This is a genomic window from Luteimonas terrae, from assembly GCF_031457535.1.
Lineage (GTDB): Bacteria > Pseudomonadota > Gammaproteobacteria > Xanthomonadales > Xanthomonadaceae > Luteimonas > Luteimonas terrae_A.
This window is the reverse complement of record NZ_JAVDWO010000001.1, coordinates 496363-518224: the sequence shown is the minus strand read 5'-3', so window position 1 is coordinate 518224 and position 21862 is coordinate 496363. Positions and strand designations below refer to the sequence as shown.

Here is a 21862-nt window from a genome sequence, read left to right as displayed (position 1 = left end):
TGCTTTCGAAGGGCCTTCCCGCATGCCATCGCTTCAAGCGGTTGTACAGACGCCTGTCCTACCGCTCCGCGTTCTGCTGGTGGAAAACTCGCGGGCATACGCGCGGGCGATCGCCGAGGCGATCGAGCAGCAGCTCGAACTCCCTGTCGTCGTTGCGTCCACGCTGGCCGAAGCGCGCGAGCTTCTGGATCGTCACGACGACTGGTTCCTCGCGCTGACCGGCCTGGTGCTGGCCGACGGCGACCGCGAGACGGTGATCGATTGTTTCCAGGATCGCGGCCTATCGACGGTCGTCGTCACAGGCGTTTACGACGAGGACCTACGCGAACGCGTACTGCGGCGGCGGGTCATCGATGTGGTGCTCAAGAGCACGCCCGGCAGCGTCGACTACATCGTCTGGCTGGTGAAGCGCCTGGAGCGCAACCGGCGCATCTCGGCGCTGGTCGTCGATGATTCGATGTCCGCGCGTCTGCATACCGCGACGTTGCTGAAGATGTTCGGCTATCGGGTCGTGGAGGCGATCGACGGCGCAGCTGCACTGAAGGCGCTGGAATCGGATGCGACGATCCGCCTGGCGATCATCGACCAGGAAATGCCGGGGATGCAGGGTGTTGAACTGACGCAACGCCTGCGCGCGCTGCGGGCGCGCGACCGGGTCGCGGTGATCGGGGTCTCGGGGCGGGATGACGCCACGCTGGTCGCACGTTTCCTCAAGAGTGGTGCCAATGATTTCCTGCGCAAACCCTTTTCACGGGAGGAATTCTTCTGCCGGGTGTCGCAGAACGTGGATCAGCTGGAGCTGATCGGCAGTCTGCAGGATCTCGCGACCCGGGATTTTTTGACCGGCCTGCCCAACCGGCGCCATTTTCTCGAGCAGGCCGAGCGCCTGGTGCCGCAGATGCGGGCCGCCGGAAGACGGCTTGCGATGGCGATCCTCGACATCGACCACTTCAAGCGCATCAACGACAGCTGGGGGCACGAGGCCGGCGACCATGCCCTGCGTGCGGTCGCCGCGGCGCTGTCCGCGCATGCCCGCGACGGGGATCACGTCGCCCGCTTCGGAGGCGAGGAATTCTGCCTGCTCGCGCCGGATCTCGAGGGCGCGGCGCTACTGGACTATTTCGACAGCCTGCGTCAGCGCATCGAGCACCTGGTGGTGCATTCGCCGGGGGGCGAGCTGCGCATGACGGTGAGCATCGGCGTGCGTGCGGTGACCGCCGACGACGATCTGCAATGCCTGCTGGCCGAAGCAGACCGGCGGCTGTATCTCGCCAAGGCCGGCGGTCGGAACCGGGTGGTCGCAAGCGGCTGAGTCCGGCGCAGGGCACCCGGTGCACTGGCGCCTCGTTCGGATGCGTGGCAAGCAAGGCTGAGGGTGCAGCCGGCGCATCATGCATTCAGGCGCATGGGCGTGGTATTTCCCGCCGATGGCCCCATCTGACTGGCATGGCCAATTCCCCACGCACCCCGTATTCCGTCCTCGACCTTGCCCCTGTAACCGAGGGCAGCACCCCGGCCGAGTCCTTCGCCCGTTCCCTCGATCTCGCCCGCCACGCCGAAGCGCTCGGCTATGCGCGCTACTGGCTGGCCGAGCACCACAACATGCCGGGGATCGCCAGCGCCGCGACGGCCGTGCTGATCGGACACATCGCCGGCGGCACGTCGACGATCCGGGTGGGGTCGGGTGGGGTGATGCTGCCCAACCACGCGCCGCTGCAGGTGGCCGAGCAGTTCGGCACGCTGGCGTCGTTGTATCCCGGGCGGATCGATCTCGGTCTGGGCCGCGCGCCCGGGACCGACCAGCCGACGACCAAGGCGCTGCGTCGTTATTACGCCGGCGCGGATGCGTTCCCGTCCGATGTGATGGAGCTGCTGCGTTATTTCGAGCCGGCCCAGCCGGGACAGCCGGTGCAGGCCGTGCCGGGTGCAGGCCTCGATGTGCCGGTGTGGATCCTCGGCTCAAGCTTGTTCGGCGCCGGCCTCGCGGCGACGCTCGGTCTGCCGTACGCGTTCGCGTCGCATTTCGCGCCAGGCGCGATGTCGGAAGCGCTGGCGCTGTATCACCGCGATTTCCGTCCGTCGAAACATCTGCGTCAGCCGCACGCGATGCTGGTGCTCAACGTGGTCGCGGCCGATACCCGCGCCGAAGCCGAACGCCTGTTCACCACGCAGCAGCAGAGTTTCGTGCGACTGCGTCGTGGCACGCCTGGCCTGATCCCGCCGCCGATCGACGACATCGAGGCGTTCTGGTCGCCCGCCGAGAAGGCGATGGTCGCGCAGTCGCTGGCGTGCTCGGTGATCGGCGATCCGGGCGACGTGCGCGAAGGCATCGCCGAGTTCGTCGCACGCCATCGCCCGGACGAACTGATGCTGACGGCCAACATCTTCGACCACGACGCACGCAAGCACAGCTTCGCGCTGGCTGCAGACGCGATGCGCGCCTGACGTCGGCAATGTGTAGGAGCGCCCTTGGGCGCGATGCTTTTCGCCAGAGGCATCGCGTCCAGCGGCGTTCTCACGCGTAATAACGCGCCCGCGCCATGCGATCATGCGCGGATGACCGCAGACCGCATCATCGCCGCCGACGCCACCCGCGAGGACGACGCCATCGAGGCGAGCATCCGGCCGCAGCGGCTGGATGAGTACCTCGGCCAGTTGCCGGTCCGCGAACAGATGTCGATCTTCATCGAGGCCGCGAAGCAGCGCCGCGAGGCGCTCGACCACGTCCTGATCTTCGGGCCGCCGGGCCTGGGCAAAACCACGCTGAGCCACGTGATCGCCAACGAGCTCGGCGTCGCACTGCGGGTGACCTCGGGGCCGGTGATCGAGAAGGCCGGTGATCTCGCCGCGTTGCTGACCAATCTGCAGCCGCACGATGTGCTCTTCATCGACGAAATCCACCGCCTGTCGCCGGTCGTGGAGGAAGTGCTGTATCCGGCGATGGAGGATTTCCAGCTCGACATCATGATCGGCGAGGGCCCCGCGGCGCGTTCGATCAAGATCGACCTGCCGCCTTTCACCCTGATCGGCGCGACCACGCGCGCAGGCCTGCTGACCGCGCCGCTGCGCGATCGCTTCGGCATTGTGCAGCGGCTGGAGTTCTACAGCGCCGAGGAGCTGACCCGGATCGTGCGCCGCTCGGCGCAGATCCTCGGCCTGTCCTGCGAGCCCGACGGCGCTGCCGAGATCGCCAAGCGCGCCCGCGGCACACCGCGTATCGCCAACCGCCTGCTGCGCCGCGTGCGCGACTATGCGCAGGTGCGCGCCGGTGGCCGTATCGACCGCGATGTGGCGAACGCCGCGATGCAGATGCTCAAGGTCGATCCGGAAGGCTTCGACGAACTCGATCGACGTCTGCTGCATCTGATCATCGAGAACTTCGACGGCGGCCCGGTCGGGGTCGAGTCGATGGCGGCCGCCCTCAGTGAGGAACGCGGCACGCTCGAAGACGTCATTGAGCCCTATCTGATCCAGCAGGGCTATCTCGTGCGCACCGCGCGCGGCCGCATGGCGACGACCAAGGCCTGGCGCCATCTGGGGCTGGAACCGCGCCGCGACGCCACCGCGACCCCCGGTCACCTGTTCTGATGTCCTGCGAGGCGTGGCTTTGACAGCGATCCCGACACCTGCGAGCGGCCCGTCCGGTCTATTCAGTTGGCCGACACGCGTCTATTGGGAAGATACCGACGCTGGTGGCGTCGTCTACCACGCGCAGTACGTTGCCTTCATGGAACGCGCACGCAGCGAGTGGTTGCGTGCGCAGGGTCATGGACAGGCGTCTCTGCGCGACGGACACGGCACGGTCTTCGCGGTGCGGGCGATGCGGATCGATTTCCGCAGCCCCGCCCGCCTGGACGATGCGCTGGAGGTCAGCGTGGCGTTGCGGCAGTGCCGGCGTGCAAGCGCGGTGTTCGTGCAGGAGGTGCGCCGTAATGGCGAACTGCTGCTCGATGCCGAGGTGCGTGTCGCCGCACTGTCGGCATCCGATTTCAGGCCGCGTGCGATTCCCGACGCGCTCTACACACAACTCAAGTCACTCGAAACGTCAGCGGAGTAATCCTGGATGAGTCTCATGCCCGTGCTGTTGCAGTCCGCCGCCCAGGTGCAGGCGTTGCCCGAAGAGGCCCCCGTCGGCGCGACCGAGCTGGCGACCACCGGGGCAGCCGCGGCGGCGACCGCGCCGCTGCCCAACGATCTCAGCATCCTCGAACTGGTGCTGCATGCGTCGATCCCGGTGCAACTGGTGATGCTGCTGCTGCTGTTCGCATCGATTTCGTCCTGGGTCATCATCTTCCGCAAGAAGCGTCTGCTCGACCGCGCCGAGAAAGAAGCCGACCGCTTCGAGGAGCGGTTCTGGTCCGGCGCCGAGATCAGCAAGCTCTACGCCTCGGCGACCGAGCGCAACCGTGAGATCGAGGGCCTGGAGGCCATCTTCGAGGCGGGCTATCGCGAGTACTCGCGGCAGCAGCAGCGCCGCGGCGTCGATGCGCGCACGCATCTGGAAGGTGCGCAGCGCGGCATGCGCGTCGCCGGCGCGCGCGAGCTCGACGGGCTGGAAAGCAATCTCGAATACCTCGCCAACGTCGGTTCGATCGCGCCCTACGTGGGTCTGCTCGGCACCGTGTGGGGCATCATGATTTCGTTCCACGGCCTGGCCAGCGTCAAGGAGGCGACCATCGCCACCGTCGCGCCGGGTATCTCCGAGGCGCTGATCGCGACGGCGATGGGCCTGTTTGCCGCGATTCCGGCGGTCTGGGCCTACAACCGCTTCGCGACCAAGGTCGAGCGCGTCGCCACGCGCTTCGAGGCCTTCTCCGACGAGTTCTCGTCCATTCTCGAGCGCCAGACCGGCGTCGATTGAACCCCCTTCCGGCGCGCGTGAGCGCGCCGGATCGTACGCGCTCGACCGTCCCCGCATCCGGATTCCGCCATGTCGTCGATCTCCCTGCGCCGTTCCAAGCGGCGCAAGCTCAAGAACGAAATCAACGTCGTGCCCTACATCGACGTGATGCTGGTGCTGCTGATCATCTTCATGGTCACCACGCCGCTGATGAATCTGGGTACCGACATCAACCTGCCGGACTCGCGCGCGATGTCGCTGGGCTCGCCGCAGGATCCTGTGGTCGTCAGCGTCTATCCCGACGGCCAGCTCGCACTGATGGTCGAGCAGCAGAACACCTCGGTCTCGCGTGAGGATCTGGTCGCGCGCCTGCGTGGCATCCACACCCAGAACCCGGATGCGACGATTCTCGTCAGCGGCGATGGCGCGGCCAGCTACCAGCGGATCATGAATGCCATCGACCTCATCAACGAGGCCGGCATCACCAAGGTCAGCCTGATCAGCCGTCCGGCGGAAAGCGCGAACTGAGATGCGCGAGTCGCGTTCCGACAATGCGGTGGCGATTGGACTGTCGATCCTGGTCCATGTGCTGCTGTTCGGCCTGATCCTGCTCGGCGCACTGTGGAATGCCTCGTCGCGGCCCGAATCCGCAATGGGCTCGCCGGTCTCGGCCGACATCATCGACCCCAACGCGCTGAGCGCGGCCGACCAGCGCGCCCTGGCCAGCAAGCCGGAGCCGCTGCCCGATCCGCAGCCCGCCCCCGAGCCGGTGCCTGACCCTCTGCCCGAGCCGGTACCCGAGCCGATCGAAGCGCCCGCCGCTGCGCCGCCGCAGCCCCTGCCCGAGCCGCGTCCCGAAGACGCCGTCGAGCAACGTCAGCCGCAGCTGCAGGAAGTCGTACCCGAGCCCGACACCGTTTCACAGGCCGCCGTGCGCCGCGATGCGCTGGCCGCCGAGCAGCGCGAGAAGGAGCAGGAAGAGAAGCGTCGCCAGGCGCAGATCGAACTGGCCGAGCAGCAGAAGCAGCAGGAAGCTGAGGAGAAGCGCCGACTTGCGCGCCAGGAACTGGAGAAGCTGCGCGCCGAGCGCGAGAAGACCCAGCGCGAGGCGCAGTTGTCGGAGCAGCGTCTGAAGCAGATTGCCGAGCGCAATGCGCAGCAGGCGTCCGATCAGCGCGCCGCGTCCGCGGCGAGCCCGCCGCCGGGCCGGCCCGATGGCGACAGTGGTCTGGCGGCGAAGTACGCCGCCGCGCTGCAAGAGGCGATCCGTCGTAACTGGCGTCGCCCCGACAACGTGCCGCTGGGCCAGCGCTGCCGTCTCTACATCACCCAGTTGCCGGGTGGCGAAGTGTTGAACGTCGAGTTCGACGCGTCCTGCCCCTACGACGCGCAGGGCCGTCGCTCGGTCGAGGCCGCGGTGCGCGCCGCCGAACCGCTGCCGTTTGCAGGTTTCGAGCCCGTCTTCAATCGCAGGCTCAACCTCAACTTCACGGCGCAGGATTGATGCCGGGGCGCTGCGTGGCGCGCACTGTCGCGTTCGGGTTGAGCGGGCTGCTCCTGGCAGGCGCGGCGCTAACCTCGCGACACGCCTACGCCAACGATGCCCATGACGACGTGCTCCGGGCGCGCTACGGAGCCGCCCTGCGCGAGGCGATCCAGAGCGCGTGGCTCGTGCCCGAGGGCATTTCCGCCGACGCCCGATGCCGGATCGTGATCCAGCAGGTGCCCGGCGGAGACGTGGTGGCGGTGGACACGCTGCCCGACTGCGGCTTCGATGCGCCGGCCCGGCAGTCCCTGCTGCGTGCCGTTCAGCGCGCGGCGCCATTGCCCTATGTCGGCTTCGAACCTGTGTTCTCGCGCAGCCTCATCCTGACGTTCACCTCTGCGGCGCGATGATTGCGCTGGTATTCATCCTGTTCCCCGGTCCAGCGGCCAAGCTGCCCGGGTTCACTCTCCCCAAACCGGTAAGCCGATGAAACCCATTCTGATCCGTTGCCTGTTGGCTCTGTTCGCGCTCGGCCTGCCCATGCTCGCCAGCGCGCAACAGCAGGGCCTGGAGATCGACATCACCGGCGGCAGCGCCCAGGCGATGCCGATCGCGGTCGTGCCGATGCCCTACCAGGGCAGTGGAACCGCACCCGACACCGATGTCGCCGCCGTGGTGCGCGCCGATCTCGACCGCTCCGGCCAGTTCCGTACGCTGCCCGAGCGCGACATCGTCGAGCGTCCGACGCGCGGCAGCGAGGTCCAGTACCCGACCTGGCGCGCGCTGCGTCAGGACTTCCTAGTGGTCGGCCGCGTCGTCGACGCCGGCGACGGCAGCTACCGGGTCGAGTACGAGCTGTTCGACGTCGCCAAGCAGGAGCGCGTGCTGGGCCTGGCGATGACCGCGCGTCCCAATGCGATGCGCGATGTCGCCCACCAGATGGCCGACGCGATCTACGAGAAGATCACCGGCGTGCGTGGCGCGTTCTGGACCCGAATCGCCTACATCACCCAGACCGGGGTGGGGCCGAGCGCCCGCTACGCGCTGATCGTCGCCGACTCCGACGGGCATAGCCCGCAGACCGTGGTGCGCTCCAACGAACCGCTGATGTCGCCGAGCTGGAGCCCGGACGGCAACCGTGTCGCCTATGTCAGCTTCGAGAGCGGCAATTCTGCGATCTACATCCAGGACATCAAGGACGGCAAGCGTGAGCTGGTGTCGAGCTTCCGCGGCATCAACGGTGCCCCGGCGTTCTCGCCCGACGGCCGTCGTCTGGCGCTGTCGCTGTCGCGCAGCGGCAACCCCGAGATCTACGTCATGGACCTCGGCAGCAAGGCGCTGACCCAGGTCACCAACCACTTTGCCATCGACACTTCGCCCTCCTGGGCAGCCGACGGCAACAGCATCTACTTCATCTCCGACCGCGGCGGACGGCCCCAGGTCTACCAAGCGCCGGTTTCCGGCGGCAGCGCCACCCGTGTGACCTTCGAGGGCACCTACAACGCCGATCCGTCGGTGTCCTTCGATGGCAAGAAAATCGTCGTGGCGCAAGGTTCAGGCAACGTGTACCGTATTGCACTGCTGGATCGCAGCCTGGGGTCGCCCCGCTGGTCCACGCTGTCGCCAGGGTCGCTCGACGAATCGCCGAGCTTCGCCCCGAACGCCAGCATGGTCTTGTACGCGGCGCGTGAGGGGCGCAGGGGTGTGTTGTATGCGGTGTCTTCGGATGGCCGTGTGCGTCAGCGCCTCGTCCTCGCCGATGGCGATGTGCGCGAGCCGGCATGGGGACCGTACCGGGAACAGCGCTGACGCTGCCTGCACGACCCGTCCAATAACAATTGCCCTGTTGCCTATAGAAACCAAGGATCGACGAGATGAAAATGACCACCCGTTTGATGCTGGCTGCGATGCTCTGCACCGCCGCTGTTGCGTGTTCCAAGAAGGTCAAGGAAGAGGCACCGGTCGATACCGGTCCGTCGACCGGCACCGTGGCTCCGACTGCCCCGACCGCGGGTGTCTACACCCCGGCCGACCTCGACAGCGACGCATGTCTGCGTCAGCGCGTCGTGTACTTCGATCTGGACCAGGACAACCTGCGTCCCGAGTTCCAGGCCGTGATGGCCTGCCACGCGAAGTACCTGCGTGACCGCAGCGCGTCGCGCATCTCGCTGGAAGGCCACGCCGACGAGCGCGGCAGCCGCGAGTACAACCAGGGTCTGGGCGAGCGTCGCGGCAATGGCGTGTCCTCGGCACTGCAGGCCAACGGTGGTTCGGCTGCCCAGCTGGCCGTCGTGAGCTACGGTGAAGAGCGTCCGGTCTGCAATGACTCGAACGAAGATTGCTGGGCCCGCAATCGTCGCGTCGAGATCATCTACACCGCGCGCTGATGCGTTCGATGCGTCATTGGCTGGTGCTCCCAGTCGCGTTCGCGGCGACCCTCGTGGTCGCCGCGCCCGCATGGGCGCAGCGTGCGAGCCTCGCCGACCGCGTGGCTTCGCTCGAAGCGCGCGCCGGTGATACCAGCGCGAATGTCGATCTGCTCAACCAGCTCAACCAGCTGCGGCAGGAGATCGTCTCGCTGCGTTCGCAGGTTGAAGAACTCCAGCAGCAGAACGAGCAGCTCAAGTCCAGCAACCGCAGCCAGTATCTCGACATCGACGGCCGGCTCAACCGGCTCGAGAGCGGGCAGGGTGGCGGCGGCGGTGGTCTGGAGTTGCCCGATCCCACCGGCGATGCAACGTCGGCACCCGCGGCAGGCGCAAATGCGCAGGCCGCGCGTGACTCCGCGACGGGCATTGCGCCCGCTGCACCGCAGGCCGCGCCTGCCGACGAACGCGCCGCCTACGAGCAGGCGTTCGATGCCTTGAAGAATGCCCGCTACGACGAATCCGCCACGCTGTTCCAGGGCTTCCTGCAGCAGCACCCGCAGGGCAGCTACGCGCCGAACGCGCTGTATTGGCTCGGCGAAAGCTATTACGTCACCCAGAATTACGCGTTGGCGCAGGAGCAGTTCCTGTCCCTGTTGCAGCGCTATCCGCAGAGCGACAAGGCCCCGGGCGCGATGCTCAAGGTCGGCCTGTCGCAGTACGGCCTGAAAGACCTCGACGGCGCCGAGACCACGCTTGCCGATGTCGGCAAACAGTACCCCGGCACCGATGCGGCACGCACCGCCGCCGACCGGCTCCGCGCGATCCAGCTCTCGCGCCTGCGCTGATCCATGACCGCCGTCGCGCCCGATGCGGTCGCCGCATCCGCGGCCGACCGGCTCAAGCTCACCGAAGTCTTCCTGTCGTTGCAGGGCGAAGCCCGCGATGCCGGCTGGCCGACGGTCTTCGTCCGTCTCACCGGTTGTCCGTTGCGCTGCACCTATTGCGACACCGCGTACGCCTTCCACGGCGGCGACTGGTGGACGATCGACGATATCCTCGGCGAGGTTGCGAAGCAGGGCGTCCGCCACGTGTGCGTGACCGGTGGAGAACCGCTGGCGCAGAAGCGCTGCATCGGCCTGCTGCGGCGGTTGTGCGATGCCGGCTATCAGGTGTCGCTGGAAACCTCGGGCGCGCTGGACATCAGTGATGTCGATCCGCGCGTGAGCCGGGTGCTCGACATCAAGACGCCCGCATCCAACGAGGCGCACCGCAATCGCTGGGAGAACCTGCCGCTGCTGACAGCCCACGACCAGATCAAGTTCGTCGTCTGCTCGCGCGCAGATTACGAGTGGGCGCGCGACATCGTGTTGACCAAAGGGCTACCGCACCGCTGCGACGTGCTGTTCTCGCCGAGCAAGGGCGAGATCACCGGTCGCGAACTGGCCGACTGGATCGTCGCCGATCGTCTGCCGGTGAAGTTCCAGATGCAGCTGCACAAGTTGCTGTGGGACGACGAACCGGGCCGTTGAGCCCCGCGTCCGCCCCGGGGCTGCGCTAGCCTGTCACGCGCCTACCGAATTTCCGCTCCGCATCCAGATCTCTCCCATGAAAAAAGCCGTCGTCCTGTTGTCCGGAGGCATGGACTCCGCCGCCGTCATCGCCATCGCCCAGGAACAGGGCTTCGATGTGCATGCGCTAAGCGTGCGCTACGGGCAGCGCCATACCTCCGAGCTCGATGCGGCCGTGCGCGTGGCTGCGGCGATGGGCGTCACCGTGCACAAGACCGTCGACGTCGACTTGCGCAGCATCGGCGGCTCGGCATTGACCGACGACATCGACGTGCCGGAAGCGGGTGGATCCGGTATCCCGGTGACGTATGTGCCCGCGCGCAACACGATCATGCTGTCGCTCGCGCTCGGCTGGGCCGAGGTGCTGGGCGCGGCCGACATCTTCTGCGGTGTCAACGCGGTCGACTATTCCGGCTACCCCGATTGCCGTCCCGAATTCGTAGACGCGTTCGAGCGCCTGGCCAACCTCGCGACCAAGGCGGGCGTCGAAGGCGCCGGCCTCCGCGTGCACGCGCCCCTGCAGCGCATGGGCAAGGGCGACATCGTGCGCGAGGGCGTGCGGCTCGGCGTCGATTTCGAGCTCACGGTGTCCTGCTACAACGCCGACGCGCAGGGCCGGGCCTGTGGTCACTGCGACGCCTGCCGCCTGCGCGCGGACGGATTCACCGCTGCGGGCGTGCCGGATCCCACGCGCTACGCGCAATCGGCCGGCTGAGGCCGACGCGCCGCCCACATTGCGCTAGAATGCGCCCCCTGCGCCGGCCTCGCCGCCGGCGACTGTCTTCCGGGTCGTTAGCTCAGTCGGTAGAGCATCGGACTTTTAATCCGCTGGTCGATGGTTCGAATCCATCACGACCCACCAGCTTCAAGCGCGTAGGCGCAGCGATCCTTACGATCGCAAAGACACCATCGTTCGCTGCGCGGCAGACCGCTGGCGCCTTGACTGCCTCCGGATCTGTGAACACCGGCACTTGCGATTACCGCTCTCGATCCGCAGACGGCAAGCGGTCAATCCGCGTCCAGCACCGTTTCCAGCACGGCGTCGCCATAACGCTCCAGCTTGCCGGCGCCCACGCCACCGATGCCGCCGAGCTGGCCGTGGCTGATCGGCCGCAGGCGCGCGATCTCGCGCAGCGTGGCGTCGTGGAAGATCACGTAGGCTGGCACGTTCTGCTCGCGCGCCAGGCGTCCGCGCAGGGCGCGCAGCGATTCGAACAGTGGCCGGTCGGCGGGTGCCAGATCGATGTCGGCCGCGGTCGCTGCGCGCGTGGTCCGCACGCGCTCCTTCGTGTTCGTCGGCTTGCGCAGCATCACCTGCGTCTCCCCCTTGAGCACGCCGCGACTGGCCTCGGTCAGGCGTAGGCCGCCGTAGCCTTCAGCGTCGACGTCGAGCAAGCCCTGCGCGACCAGCTGGCGCAGCACGCTCTTCCACACGCGGGCGTCGACATCGGTGCCGACGCCGTAGGTGCTGAGCTGGTTGTGGCCGAACTGACGGATGCGTTCGCTTTCGCTGCCGCGCAGGATGTCGATGATGTGCGCGGCGCCGAAGCGCTGGCCGCTGCGATACACGCAGCTCAGCGCCTTCTGCGCGGGCACGGTGGCATCCCACGCGGCCGGCGGGTCCAGGCAGTTGTCGCAGTTGCCGCAGGGCTGGCCGGCGCCCTTGGCCGCGTAGTCCTCGCCGAAGTTCGCCAGCAGCACCTGCCGGCGGCAGCGCATCGTTTCGCAATAGCCGACCAGCGCGTCGAGCTTGCGGTGCTCGAGCCGCTTGCGTTCGTCGCCGGATTCGGACTGCTCGATCATCTGCCGCAGCAGCACCAGATCGCCGAGGCCGTAGCACATCCATGCATCGGCGGGCTCGCCGTCGCGGCCGCCGCGGCCGGTTTCCTGGTAGTAGCCCTCGATGGATTTCGGCAGGTCGGTATGCGCGACGAAGCGCACGTCCGGCTTGTCGATGCCCATGCCGAAGGCAATCGTCGCCACGACCACCACCCCGTCACTGCGCAGGAAGCGCCGCTGGTTGGCGGCGCGCAGATTTGCATCCATACCGGCGTGATATGGAATCGCATCGACGCCCTGGCCGGCGAGGTACTCGGCGGTCTCCTCGACCTTGCGCCGCGACAGGCAGTAGACGATGCCGGCCGCGCCGCGATGTCCCTGCACGAAGTCGAGCAGCTGGCGCTTGGCGTTCTCTTTCTGCACGACCGTATAGCGGATGTTGGGCCGGTCGAAGGAACTGACGAAGCGGCGCGCGTCTTCGAGCTGCAGGCGCTCGGCGATCTCGCGCTGGGTCGGCGGATCGGCGGTTGCGGTCAGCGCGATGCGCGGCACATCGGGCCAGCGCTCGTGCAGGATCGTCAGCTCGCGGTATTCGCGGCGGAAATCGTGGCCCCACTGGGAGACGCAGTGCGCCTCGTCGATCGCGAACAGCGCCAGCGGCGCGCGATCCAGCAACGACAGGAACCGGGGCGTGAGCAGGCGCTCTGGCGCGACGTAAAGCAGGTCGAGTTCGCCTGCCAGCAGTTCGCGTTCCACCCGCTGCGCGGTCTCAGCGTCGAGCGTTGAATTGAGGAACGCCGCGCGCACGCCGGACTGCAGCAACGCGTCCACCTGGTCCTGCATCAGCGCGATCAGCGGCGAGACCACGATCGCCACGCCATCGCGCAGCAACGCCGGCACCTGGTAGCACATCGACTTGCCGCCGCCGGTGGGCATCAGCACGAGGGCATCGTGGCCCGAGGCCACATGTTCGACGATGGCGGCCTGTTCGCCGCGAAACGCGGCATGGCCGAACACGCGCTGCAGGGTGGCAAGCGCGTCGCCGGCGATGCCGGCAGGGGGAAGCGAAGACATGCGCCAAGGATACCGGCTGGCGCGCGGGTCGGGCGCCGTGTCGGTCCGTCAGAAGATGCCCGACGCTTTGCTAAGCTGCCCCACCTCTGCCCAGGATCGTTCCCGATGACCTCGACCCCCAGCGCCGGCGGCATGCCGCTGCACACCAAGATGCTGATCGGGTTCGTCATCGGCACGGTGGCCGGCCTCGCGGCGAACTTCTACGTCGCCGATGCCGGCTGGCTCGACAGCCTGATCACCTATGTCACCGACCCGGTCGGCCAGGTGTTCCTGCGCCTGTTGTTCATGCTGGTGATTCCGCTGGTGTTCTCGGCGCTGGTGCTGGGCGTGGTGGAGATCGGCGACCCGGCCTCGCTCGGACGCATCGGGCTCAAGACCCTGCTGTGGATCCTGGCGGTCACCACGATGGCGGTGCTGATCGGCCTGCTCGCGGTCAACCTGTTCCAGCCCGGGCGCGGCATCGATCCGGAGGTCGCGCAATCACTGCTGGCGGCCAGTTCCGACCGTGCGACCGAGATCGCCGGCGCGCGTGAAGGCGTCTCCGGCATCCAGATCCTGCTCAACATCGTGCCGCGTAATCCGGTGGACGCCGCCGCCCGCGGTGACCTGATCGCGGTGATGTTCTTCGCCCTGATGTTCGGCATCGCCGCCACGGCGCTGCGCACGCCCGGCACCCGCAGCTTCGTCGCCGCGGTGCAGGGCGTCTACGACATCTGCCTGAAGCTGATCGGCTGGGTCATCGCGCTGGCGCCGTACGCGGTCGCGGCCTTGCTGTTCTCGATCACCGCGCGCCTGGGTATGGACGTGCTGGTGCAGCTGGCGCGTTTCGTCGGCACCGTGATCGCGGCGCTGGGCTTCCACTTCTTCATCGTGATCCCGATCCTGCTGTGGGTCTTCGGCCGCATGAGCCCGCTGACGTTCTTCCGCGGCGCGCAGCCAGCGCTGCTGACCGCGTTCTCCACCTCGTCGTCCAGCGCGACGCTGCCGACGACGCTCAAGGTCACCGAGGAGAACCTCGGCGTGCCGCGCCGCGTCGCGCGCTTCGTCTGCACGCTGGGCGCCACCGCCAACATGAACGGCACGGCCCTGTTCGAAGGCATCACGGTGCTGTTCCTGGCGCAGTTCTTCGGCGTCGAACTGGGCATGGGGCAGCAGGTGCTGATCCTGCTGCTGTGCATTCTCGGTGGTGTCGGCGCCGCTGGCGTGCCCGGCGGCTCACTGCCGGTGATCGCGATGATCCTGGCGATGTTCGGCATTCCGCCCGAGGGCATCGGCCTGATCCTGGGCGTCGATCGTTTGCTCGACATGTGCCGCACCGTCGTCAACATCGGCGGCGACATGGCCGGCTCGGTGGTCATCGGCCGCTCTGAGCCTGCCGACGTGGCGGGCGTCGACATGGACGCTGCGCTGGCGGATGTGGACGTCGCCAAAGGCTGATCCTGCTCTGCACATGAGCCCAGGCAGCGCGGGGCTGGCAGGCATGGGACAATTGCGGGCTCCGCCGCTGCCGCCCGCCCTTCGCCCATGACCACGCCGACCCGCCGCGAACTCGCCAACGCCATCCGTTTCCTCGCCATCGATGCTGTCGATGCCGCCAAGTCCGGCCATCCCGGCATGCCGATGGGCATGGCCGACATCGCCGAAGTGCTGTGGAACGATCACCTGAGCCACAACCCGGCGAACCCGCAGTGGTTCAACCGCGACCGCTTCGTGCTGTCGAACGGCCACGGCTCGATGCTGCATTACGCGCTGTTGCACCTGTCGGGCTACGACCTGCCGCTTGAAGAGCTGAAGAACTTCCGCCAGCTGCACAGCAAGACCGCGGGCCATCCGGAGCGCCACGAAACGCCGGGCGTCGAGACCACCACCGGTCCGCTCGGCCAGGGCTTCGCCAACGCGGTGGGTTTCGCACTCGCCGAACGCCTGCTTGCGCAGCATTTCAACCGGCCCGAATTCGCCATCGTCGATCACCGCACCTGGGTGTTCATGGGCGATGGCTGCCTGATGGAAGGCATCTCGCACGAAGCAGCGTCGCTGGCGGGCACGCTGGGCCTGGGCAAGCTGGTCGCGTTCTGGGATGACAACCGCATCTCGATCGACGGCAATACCGAAGGCTGGTTCACCGACGACACCCCGGCGCGCTTCGAAGCCTACGGCTGGCGCGTGGTCCGCGACGTCGACGGTCATGACGCCGATGCGATCTCGCGCGCGATCGAAGCCGCGACTGCCGAAGACGACAAGCCGGTGCTGGTGTGCTGCCGCACGACGATCGGTTTCGGCTCGCCCAACCGCGCCGGCAAGGAATCCTCGCACGGCGCGCCGCTGGGCAAGGACGAGTCCGATGCCACGCGCGCCGCGCTCGGCTGGAACCACGGTCCGTTCGAAGTGCCGCAGGCATTGCGCGACGGCTGGGCGGCAGTCGAGGCAGGCCAGGCGCGCGAGTCGAAGTGGACGCAGTTGTTCGACGCCTACCAAGCGAAGTACCCGGATCTGGCCGCCGAATTCCTGCGTCGTTCGAACGGCACGCTGCCGGCCGGCTTCGAGGCCGACGCCGATGCCTTCATCGCCAAGCTGCAGAGCGAAGGCCCGACGATCGCCTCGCGCAAGGCATCGCAGATGGCGATCGAAGCCTTCGCGCCGCTGCTGCCGGAACTGGTCGGCGGCTCTGCCGACCTCGCGCATTCGAACCTCACGCTCTGGAAGGGCAGCAAGTCCGCGGCCAGCACCGACGCCAATGCCAACTACGTCTATTACGGCGTGCGCGAGTTCGGCATGAGCGCGATCGCCAACGGCCTGGCGTTGCACGGCGGCCTCATCCCGTTCGATGCGACCTTCCTGGTGTTCAGCGACTACGCGCGCAACGCGGTGCGCATGAGTGCGCTGATCCCCGCGCATGCAATCCATGTCTACACGCACGATTCGATCGGCCTCGGCGAAGACGGCCCGACCCACCAGCCGGTCGAGCATCTCGCCTCCTTGCGCTACATCCCGAACAACGACGTGTGGCGCCCGTGCGACGCGGTCGAGTCGGCGGTGGCCTGGAAGTCGGCGATCACGCGCAAGGACGGCCCGAGCTGCCTGATCTTCTCGCGCCAGAACCTGCCGCACCAGGCGCGCGACGCCGCGCAGGTCGACGCAATCGCGCGTGGTGGTTACGTACTGAAGGATTCGGTCGGTACGCCGGAGATCATCCTGATCGCGACCGGTTCCGAGGTCGGCCTGGCCACACAGGCCGCCGAGCAGCTGGGCGATAACGTGCGCGTGGTGTCGATGCCCTCGACCGACGTGTTCGACCGCCAGGACGCGGCGTACCGCGAATCGGTGCTGCCCAACGCGGTGCGCAAGCGCGTCGCAATCGAGGCCGGCGTCACCCCGTTCTGGCGCGCCTACGTGGGCCTCGATGGCGCGGTCATCGGCATCGACAGCTTCGGCGCGTCGGCCCCGGCCGACAAGCTGTACGCCCATTTCGGCATCACGGTCGAGAAGATCGTCGAGGCGGCGAAGGCGCTCTGATCGGTCTGATCGAGCGTTGAAGGTGTCAAGAAAAAGCCCGCGAAAGCGGGCTTTTTTGTAGGCGGTGTGTGGCCGCGAACGCTCAACCCATGCGGGTCTCGCCGTTAGCCCCATGTAGGAGCGCGCTTGCGCGCGATTGGCATTCCCGCAAATGCCCGTTCGCGCGCGAGCGCGCTCCTACACGGATTCGTCAGGCCTTGGGCATGTCGTGCTTGCTCCCGCCCCGGCAGTGCGGCGAATCCGGCACCTGCACTTCCGCCGCCCATTCCTGCGGCGTGAACGTGTGCAGGGCCAACGCATGGATCTGCTGCATCTGCGGGCCGAGCGCGCGATAGACGGCCTGGTGCCGCTGCAGGGCGCGCTTGCCGTCGAAGGCTGCGCTGACCACGACCGCCTTGTAATGCGTCTCCAGCCCGCGGCTGTGCATGTGGCTCTCGTCCTCGACATCGAGGTGCGTGGGCTGCAGCGCGGCGAGGGCGTCACGGAGCTGGTCGGTGCGGGTGGTCATGGTCGGGTCCTGCACGGGAACATCGAACGAGATGGAGGCGTGACGTGCGATCGCAAGCGGACGGGCGCGCGCGTCACGCAGCGGATGTCGGCGCGATGGCATCCGCTGGTGCGCTGTCACGCACGGTGCGGCGCAGCCCGAGCGACACCAGCCGCGCCAGCAGGTGTTCGTTGAAGCCGCTGGGCGCCTGCAACTGCATGCGTGCGAGCGCCGGCGTGTCGTCGCCGATGCCCCCGCGGAGCGCGTCGAACACGGTCGCGAACTTGCCGCGCCGCGTCGCGGTCTGCGTGCGCAGCCAAGCCAGTGCGCGTAGCAGGCGCTGTTCGACGACATCGAAATCGCTGCCCAGTGGATAGTCGGGCAGGCTGCCGTCGGCGCGCAGCGGCGCCAATGCCTTGCGCAGCGTCTCCGGCGTGTTGCGCTGCCACGGCTCCGGCACGACGAAGCGTGCATCCAGCTTCCCCGATGCCTGCGCGCGCGCGACCAGGCTCCCCTGATGCGGCGCCTCGGCAATGCGCACCATCGCGCGCGTGCAGTCCTCGTCGGTCGCGCCGCGGATATCGGCGATGCCGTATTCGGTGATGTAGACATCACGCAGGTGCCGCGGGATTGTCGTGTGGCCGTAGTGCCAGCGGATGTTGGCCTCGCGGACGCCGCCGGCATCGCGCGCGGCGCGCAGCAACAGCACCGAGCGTGCATCGGGCAGCGCGTGTCCCATCGCGACGAAGTTGTACTGGCCACCGACGCCGGACACCACGCGGCCGTCCTCCAGACCATCGGATACCGCTGCGCCAAGCGCGGTCGCCATCATGCAGCTGTTGAAGAACCGCGCATCGCGACGCTGCAAGCGTTCGAGGCCCTCGTCGAGACCATAGAGTTCGTTGACCTCGCCGACGCGCTTCATGCCGATGCCGCGGCGCGTTTCGTCGTCGAGACCGCGCAGCCACGCATAGAAGTCCGGCGAGCCGAGATAGAACGCGCCGTGCAGGAATTCGCCATTGCGCTCGATGAGTTCGCGATCGAGCGCGCTGGCAGTGCCGTCGTTGGCGCGGCGCATCAGGCTGGCCTTGTCGACGACGCGGCGCTTGATGACGCCCACTTCGACCAGCCGCTTGAAGCCCTCGTTGATCATCTCGCTGCAGCCGTAGAGGCCGATCTCGAACGGATCGAGTCCGCCGCCGGCCTGCACCGTGCGATGCGTGGCGAGGTCGGGATCGAGTGCATGCAGCACGCGCCGGTACGCGGCGTTGTCGGTGTGGCGCAGCGCCAGCGCATGGCACAGCGCGTCGGCCAGCGCGCCGATGCCGATCTGCAATGTGCCGCCGTCGCGCACCAGTGCACTGGCGTAGAAGCCGATCGCGTAATCGGCATCCGAGACCGGCTGGCGCGGCAGGCCGAACAGACGCGGGTAGGGCGGCGGCGGGGCGATCACCACGTCGAAGAACGCGGCGTCCACCGTTGCGGTGCCGTCAAGCCACGGCAGCGCCGGATCGACTTCGCCGACGACCAGGGGCCGTGAATGACCGGCTTTGAGCAGCGCGTCGATCGCGTCGAAGGTCAGGTCGGTGTTGGACGACAGCGAGAAGCGCGAGCCGTCGTCGTTGGCGGCGACCTTCTGCACCAGCACGTTGACGCCGCGATCGGCGAGCGCACGCGCCACATGCGTGTAGTTGAGGCTGGCGTAACGGCGCTGCGCCTGCGACGAGTGCAGCATCGCGCCGGACTGCATGTAGAACTCTTCGATCTCGACATGCGGCGGCAGCGCATTGCGGCGCAGCGCGTCCACGTATTTCAGCCGCACGAAGTCTTCGCCGAAGTGGCGCTTCGCGAACGGACCGATGAAGCGGCCTTCCAGATCGTCACCGCCCTTTGGTGGATCCAGCGACAGCGCGGTATAGAGCGTGAAAGGCCGCGCGGGGTCCGCGACCGCGGCATCGTAGAGCGCGTTGAGCAGGCGGTGCGGTTTGCCGATGCCGAGCGGGGCACCGACGTGCAGGGCGCCTTCGACGTGGGCGCGCACATGGGCCGCCGCCGCGGCGACGTCGTCGAGATAGACAGTCATGCGGCTAGCCTACCCGCGCGACGATGAAGTGTCCCCGTCCGGCCTGTCCTGCGCGCAGGTCGCCGCTGACGTGTCCGGGACCACGTGGACCTCGTCGATCCGCCAATGCACTGCGCGCGCCGTCTCGCGGATGGCGTTCGCGGCGGCCGGCGTCAACGTCGCCTCGCGCGGGACCGCATAGATCACGCCCGACAGGCGCATGCCTTCCTCGTGGAAACGCACCCGGCAGGCCGCCACGTCCGGATGGCGCAGCACCGCATCGATCACCTGGTCGGGCAAGGTGTCGTGGTCGCTGCGGTCCACGCGTTGCGGCCGCGCATCGTGCATGTCACGCACCGCATTGCGTAGGTTGCGCACGCCGTCGCGCAGCACTTCGAACGCGATGAAGACCGCAGCCGCCGCGTCCGCCCACCACAGGCCGAAGCCGATGCCCAGCACGCCGACGATGCCCGCGACCGCGGTCATCCAGTCGGCCTTGTTCATGTCGGCGTCGGCCTGCAGCGGCTTGGAATCGAGCGCGCGTGCAAGCTTGAGCTTCATGCGCCCCAGGATCACCGGCGGCACGCACGACACCGCCAGCGCGGCGATCATCACCCAGCCCTGCCAGATCACCGTATCGCCGATCGCCACAGAGCCCACGACCGGATGGGTGCGGGTCGCCAGCACATGCAGGCCATCGAGCACCAGCAGCAGACCGACGGCCGTCAGGGCGACCGAGGACGCGAGGAAGGTGATGTCGAACGCGCGTTCGCGCCCGTTGATGTAGGTGCTGTCGACGCCGCGGGCGCGGAACCGCAGCGCGATCAGGAACGCGATCGGCGGCAGCATGCTCAGCACGTCCTCGACCAGCGCGGTCAGCATCGCCTGCGAGCCGCCCATCGTCAGATACATCATCAACGTGATCGCGCCGAGCAGGCCGATCGACCACCAGCACAGGCGCGCGGCGCGGCGCAGGTCCTGCAGCTGCCGCGGTGGCAGTTCGCGCGGCACGCGCGGCACCGGAATCGCCCGGTCGTCGGTCATCGCGACGGCTCGCGCTGCGCGTGCAGCCAGCGATCGACGTCGAGCTGCCAGGCGTTCTCGCCCGGCGGCAGTGCGATGCGCCGCGCGGCCGGACGGCCCTGCGCATCGCGTACCAGAAACGTCCGTGACCAGCTCACGTCGGTCCACGGCGACTTCGCCGCGTGGCCGCCGGCCACCATGTGCAGACGGTGCTCGACCAGGTCGCCCATCAGCGCTTCGTGGCCGTCGACCACCCACTCCACGTGCAGGCCGTGCGCATTCGCGAAGGCCTCGATCAGTGCGACTTCCGGGCCGCTCGGCTCGGCGCCAGGGCGCACCACGACGTAGGGCGGATCATGGCTCAGGCCGACCCGCATCGATTCGCGCGCACGGTCGCTGCTGTCGCGCGCATCGCGCGGGTAGGGGCCACACGCCACCAGGCAGAGGCACAACAGCAGAAGCGTCAATCGGACCATGCGGCCTTATCGATGATCCGCGATGAAGGCGGAGTTACTTCCCTGCAGACACCCGTGGGCGGACGCGTATGGCATCGCGCTCGGCAGTGATGTCCGCGCCCACGTTCTGCCCCAGCAGGGCGAGCACGGTTGCGATGGAAATCCCGTCCAGGTTCAACGACACGCGGTGGTCGAGGCTCATGCCTTGCGCGATGTCGACGCGGACGCCACTGGCCGTGGCGATCCGCTGCAGTACATCGATGGCCCGCTCGTCCTCGGCAACGAGTGCGATCTCCGCCTGGGCGCCGGTGGTCGCGTAACTCGTACCGGACACGAAGCGCACGTCCGTGTCCACGCTGTCAGGTGCGGACACGGATGTCGCAGCCGCTGCTGTGTCTGAGGGTGTCGCGGCGGATGTCTCTTCACCGGGGCTGGCGTTGCAGCCGGTCAGTGCAGCGGCGACGGCGAGCGTCGCCAGGACTGTACGCGGACGTGGAAGGAGGGGATTGCGCATCGGAGGCTCCTTGCGTTCGACAGATCGGATTGGATGACACGCCCCACGATACCGTCGCGCAGGTGGCAAGCGCGAACGCTTCGATGGGCAGGCGTGGCGCGTGGCGCATCGCGGCCGCCTACGACTCGAGCATCCCGGGCTTGAACAGTGCGCGCCGCGAACGCGGCTCGCCGCTGAGCATGAACTGCCCATCGCCGCGGTAATGCACAGTGCGCGGCCATTTTGGGCGTCTCAAAGCGTGCGCGGCGACCACGCGCCAGACGAACAGCGGGTAGTCGGCGGTGATCCGCGTCTCGTGCAGGCGGCATTCGAAGCGGGCGTGGCACTCGCCGATACCGGGCGCCTCGACGTCGCTGCTTTCGACTGCACTCAACCCGAAGCGCTCGAACTTGTCCGCCTCCGTACTGCTGCAGTTGCCGACGCGCACGACGGTGTCGAGCATGTCGGCAGTCGGCAGGTTCAGTACGCATTCGCGGCTGGCGCGCGCCAGCGCATGGCTGCGGTTGCCCGGGTCGATGTAAGTGCCGACAAGGTCGTAGCCCAGCATCATGTGCCAGCCCAGCGTCATGATGCCGCGCTCGTTCGCGTGCGCGGTCGACAACAGCACGACCGGCCCGGGTTCGAGATAGCGGCGCGTCTGGTCAGGCGGTATCGCGTGGGTGCGGGGCATGGCGCGGACCTGCGGGCGGGCC

At 67.8% G+C, this 21862-nt stretch carries 22 protein-coding genes and 1 tRNA gene; 16 read left to right on the top strand and 7 right to left on the bottom strand.

Going from position 1 to position 21862, the window contains the following annotated elements:
- The first annotated feature begins 22 nt into the window (after window positions 1-22).
- From J2W68_RS02165 to J2W68_RS02100, 14 genes are all read left to right on the top strand, one after another.
- Entirely contained in the window at window positions 23-1312 is a 1290-nt protein-coding gene (locus J2W68_RS02165; RefSeq protein ID WP_310232283.1) for a diguanylate cyclase, read from the top strand.
- A 134-nt stretch (window positions 1313-1446) separates the two neighbouring features.
- Window positions 1447-2445 (top strand): LLM class flavin-dependent oxidoreductase, encoded by a 999-nt coding sequence (locus J2W68_RS02160; protein WP_310232280.1) that lies wholly within the window; start codon window positions 1447-1449, stop codon window positions 2443-2445.
- 111 nt (window positions 2446-2556) lie between these two features.
- Window positions 2557-3588 (top strand): Holliday junction branch migration DNA helicase RuvB, encoded by a 1032-nt coding sequence (ruvB, locus tag J2W68_RS02155; protein WP_310232277.1) that lies wholly within the window; start codon window positions 2557-2559, stop codon window positions 3586-3588.
- A 13-nt stretch (window positions 3589-3601) separates the two neighbouring features.
- A complete protein-coding gene (ybgC, locus tag J2W68_RS02150) occupies window positions 3602-4057 on the top strand; it encodes a tol-pal system-associated acyl-CoA thioesterase (protein ID WP_430539647.1) in 456 nt (151 codons plus the stop codon).
- 6 nt (window positions 4058-4063) lie between these two features.
- On the top strand, window positions 4064-4861 hold the full coding sequence (gene tolQ, locus J2W68_RS02145; RefSeq protein ID WP_310232275.1) for a protein TolQ: 798 nt from the start codon (window positions 4064-4066) through the stop codon (window positions 4859-4861).
- Between the two features lie 69 nt (window positions 4862-4930).
- The gene (locus J2W68_RS02140; RefSeq protein ID WP_159677951.1) at window positions 4931-5368 is read left to right on the top strand and encodes an ExbD/TolR family protein; all 438 of its coding nucleotides are present in this window, start codon (window positions 4931-4933) and stop codon (window positions 5366-5368) included.
- A 28-nt stretch (window positions 5369-5396) separates the two neighbouring features.
- Window positions 5397-6344 (top strand): cell envelope integrity protein TolA, encoded by a 948-nt coding sequence (locus tag J2W68_RS02135; protein WP_310232271.1) that lies wholly within the window; start codon window positions 5397-5399, stop codon window positions 6342-6344.
- 14 nt (window positions 6345-6358) lie between these two features.
- On the top strand, window positions 6359-6736 hold the full coding sequence (locus J2W68_RS02130) for a TonB C-terminal domain-containing protein (RefSeq protein ID WP_310232268.1): 378 nt from the start codon (window positions 6359-6361) through the stop codon (window positions 6734-6736).
- Window positions 6737-6812: 76 nt separating this feature from the next.
- Window positions 6813-8135, top strand: a complete 1323-nt coding sequence (tolB, locus tag J2W68_RS02125) for a Tol-Pal system beta propeller repeat protein TolB (protein WP_310232265.1) — start codon at window positions 6813-6815, stop codon at window positions 8133-8135.
- A gap of 65 nt (window positions 8136-8200) precedes the next feature.
- Window positions 8201-8713: a peptidoglycan-associated lipoprotein Pal gene (gene pal, locus J2W68_RS02120; RefSeq protein ID WP_310232262.1), complete on the top strand. Its 513-nt coding sequence runs from the start codon at window positions 8201-8203 to the stop codon at window positions 8711-8713.
- Between the two features lie 8 nt (window positions 8714-8721).
- Window positions 8722-9540 carry a tol-pal system protein YbgF gene (ybgF, locus tag J2W68_RS02115; RefSeq protein ID WP_310232453.1) on the top strand — a complete coding sequence of 273 codons (819 nt, stop codon included), beginning with the start codon at window positions 8722-8724 and terminating at the stop codon, window positions 9538-9540.
- Window positions 9541-9543: 3 nt separating this feature from the next.
- Entirely contained in the window at window positions 9544-10224 is a 681-nt protein-coding gene (gene queE / locus J2W68_RS02110; protein ID WP_310232259.1) for a 7-carboxy-7-deazaguanine synthase QueE, read from the top strand.
- Between the two features lie 76 nt (window positions 10225-10300).
- On the top strand, window positions 10301-10978 hold the full coding sequence (gene queC, locus J2W68_RS02105; RefSeq protein ID WP_310232256.1) for a 7-cyano-7-deazaguanine synthase QueC: 678 nt from the start codon (window positions 10301-10303) through the stop codon (window positions 10976-10978).
- Window positions 10979-11049: 71 nt separating this feature from the next.
- Window positions 11050-11125: transfer RNA gene (locus J2W68_RS02100), tRNA-Lys, on the top strand.
- Window positions 11126-11271: 146 nt separating this feature from the next.
- On the opposite strand, the gene recQ is transcribed toward J2W68_RS02100, so the two are convergent.
- On the bottom strand, window positions 11272-13116 hold the full coding sequence (recQ, locus tag J2W68_RS02095) for a DNA helicase RecQ (RefSeq protein WP_310232253.1): 1845 nt from the start codon (window positions 13114-13116) through the stop codon (window positions 11272-11274).
- Between the two features lie 105 nt (window positions 13117-13221).
- Here recQ and J2W68_RS02090 point away from each other — a divergent pair, with 105 nt between their 5' ends.
- The gene (locus J2W68_RS02090; protein ID WP_310232251.1) at window positions 13222-14553 is read left to right on the top strand and encodes a dicarboxylate/amino acid:cation symporter; all 1332 of its coding nucleotides are present in this window, start codon (window positions 13222-13224) and stop codon (window positions 14551-14553) included.
- Between the two features lie 87 nt (window positions 14554-14640).
- Entirely contained in the window at window positions 14641-16629 is a 1989-nt protein-coding gene (gene tkt, locus J2W68_RS02085) for a transketolase (protein ID WP_310232249.1), read from the top strand.
- A 190-nt stretch (window positions 16630-16819) separates the two neighbouring features.
- Here the strand turns inward: tkt and J2W68_RS02080 are convergent, their stop codons facing one another.
- From J2W68_RS02080 to J2W68_RS02055, 6 genes are all read right to left on the bottom strand, one after another.
- Window positions 16820-17137: a BolA family protein gene (locus J2W68_RS02080; protein WP_310232246.1), complete on the bottom strand. Its 318-nt coding sequence runs from the start codon at window positions 17135-17137 to the stop codon at window positions 16820-16822.
- 73 nt (window positions 17138-17210) lie between these two features.
- Window positions 17211-19199: an acetyl-CoA hydrolase/transferase C-terminal domain-containing protein gene (locus tag J2W68_RS02075; protein ID WP_310232243.1), complete on the bottom strand. Its 1989-nt coding sequence runs from the start codon at window positions 19197-19199 to the stop codon at window positions 17211-17213.
- Between the two features lie 9 nt (window positions 19200-19208).
- Window positions 19209-20222, bottom strand: a complete 1014-nt coding sequence (locus J2W68_RS02070) for a cation transporter (protein WP_310232242.1) — start codon at window positions 20220-20222, stop codon at window positions 19209-19211.
- Window positions 20219-20677, bottom strand: coding sequence for an ABC transporter substrate-binding protein (locus J2W68_RS02065; RefSeq protein WP_310232240.1), 459 nt, complete (start codon window positions 20675-20677; stop codon window positions 20219-20221). The genes J2W68_RS02070 and J2W68_RS02065 overlap by 4 nt, the downstream gene beginning before the upstream one ends.
- Window positions 20678-20711: 34 nt before the next feature.
- A complete protein-coding gene (locus tag J2W68_RS02060; protein WP_310232237.1) occupies window positions 20712-21170 on the bottom strand; it encodes a hypothetical protein in 459 nt (152 codons plus the stop codon).
- A gap of 118 nt (window positions 21171-21288) precedes the next feature.
- Window positions 21289-21840: a flavin reductase family protein gene (locus J2W68_RS02055; protein WP_310232234.1), complete on the bottom strand. Its 552-nt coding sequence runs from the start codon at window positions 21838-21840 to the stop codon at window positions 21289-21291.
- Window positions 21841-21862 lie beyond the last annotated feature (22 nt).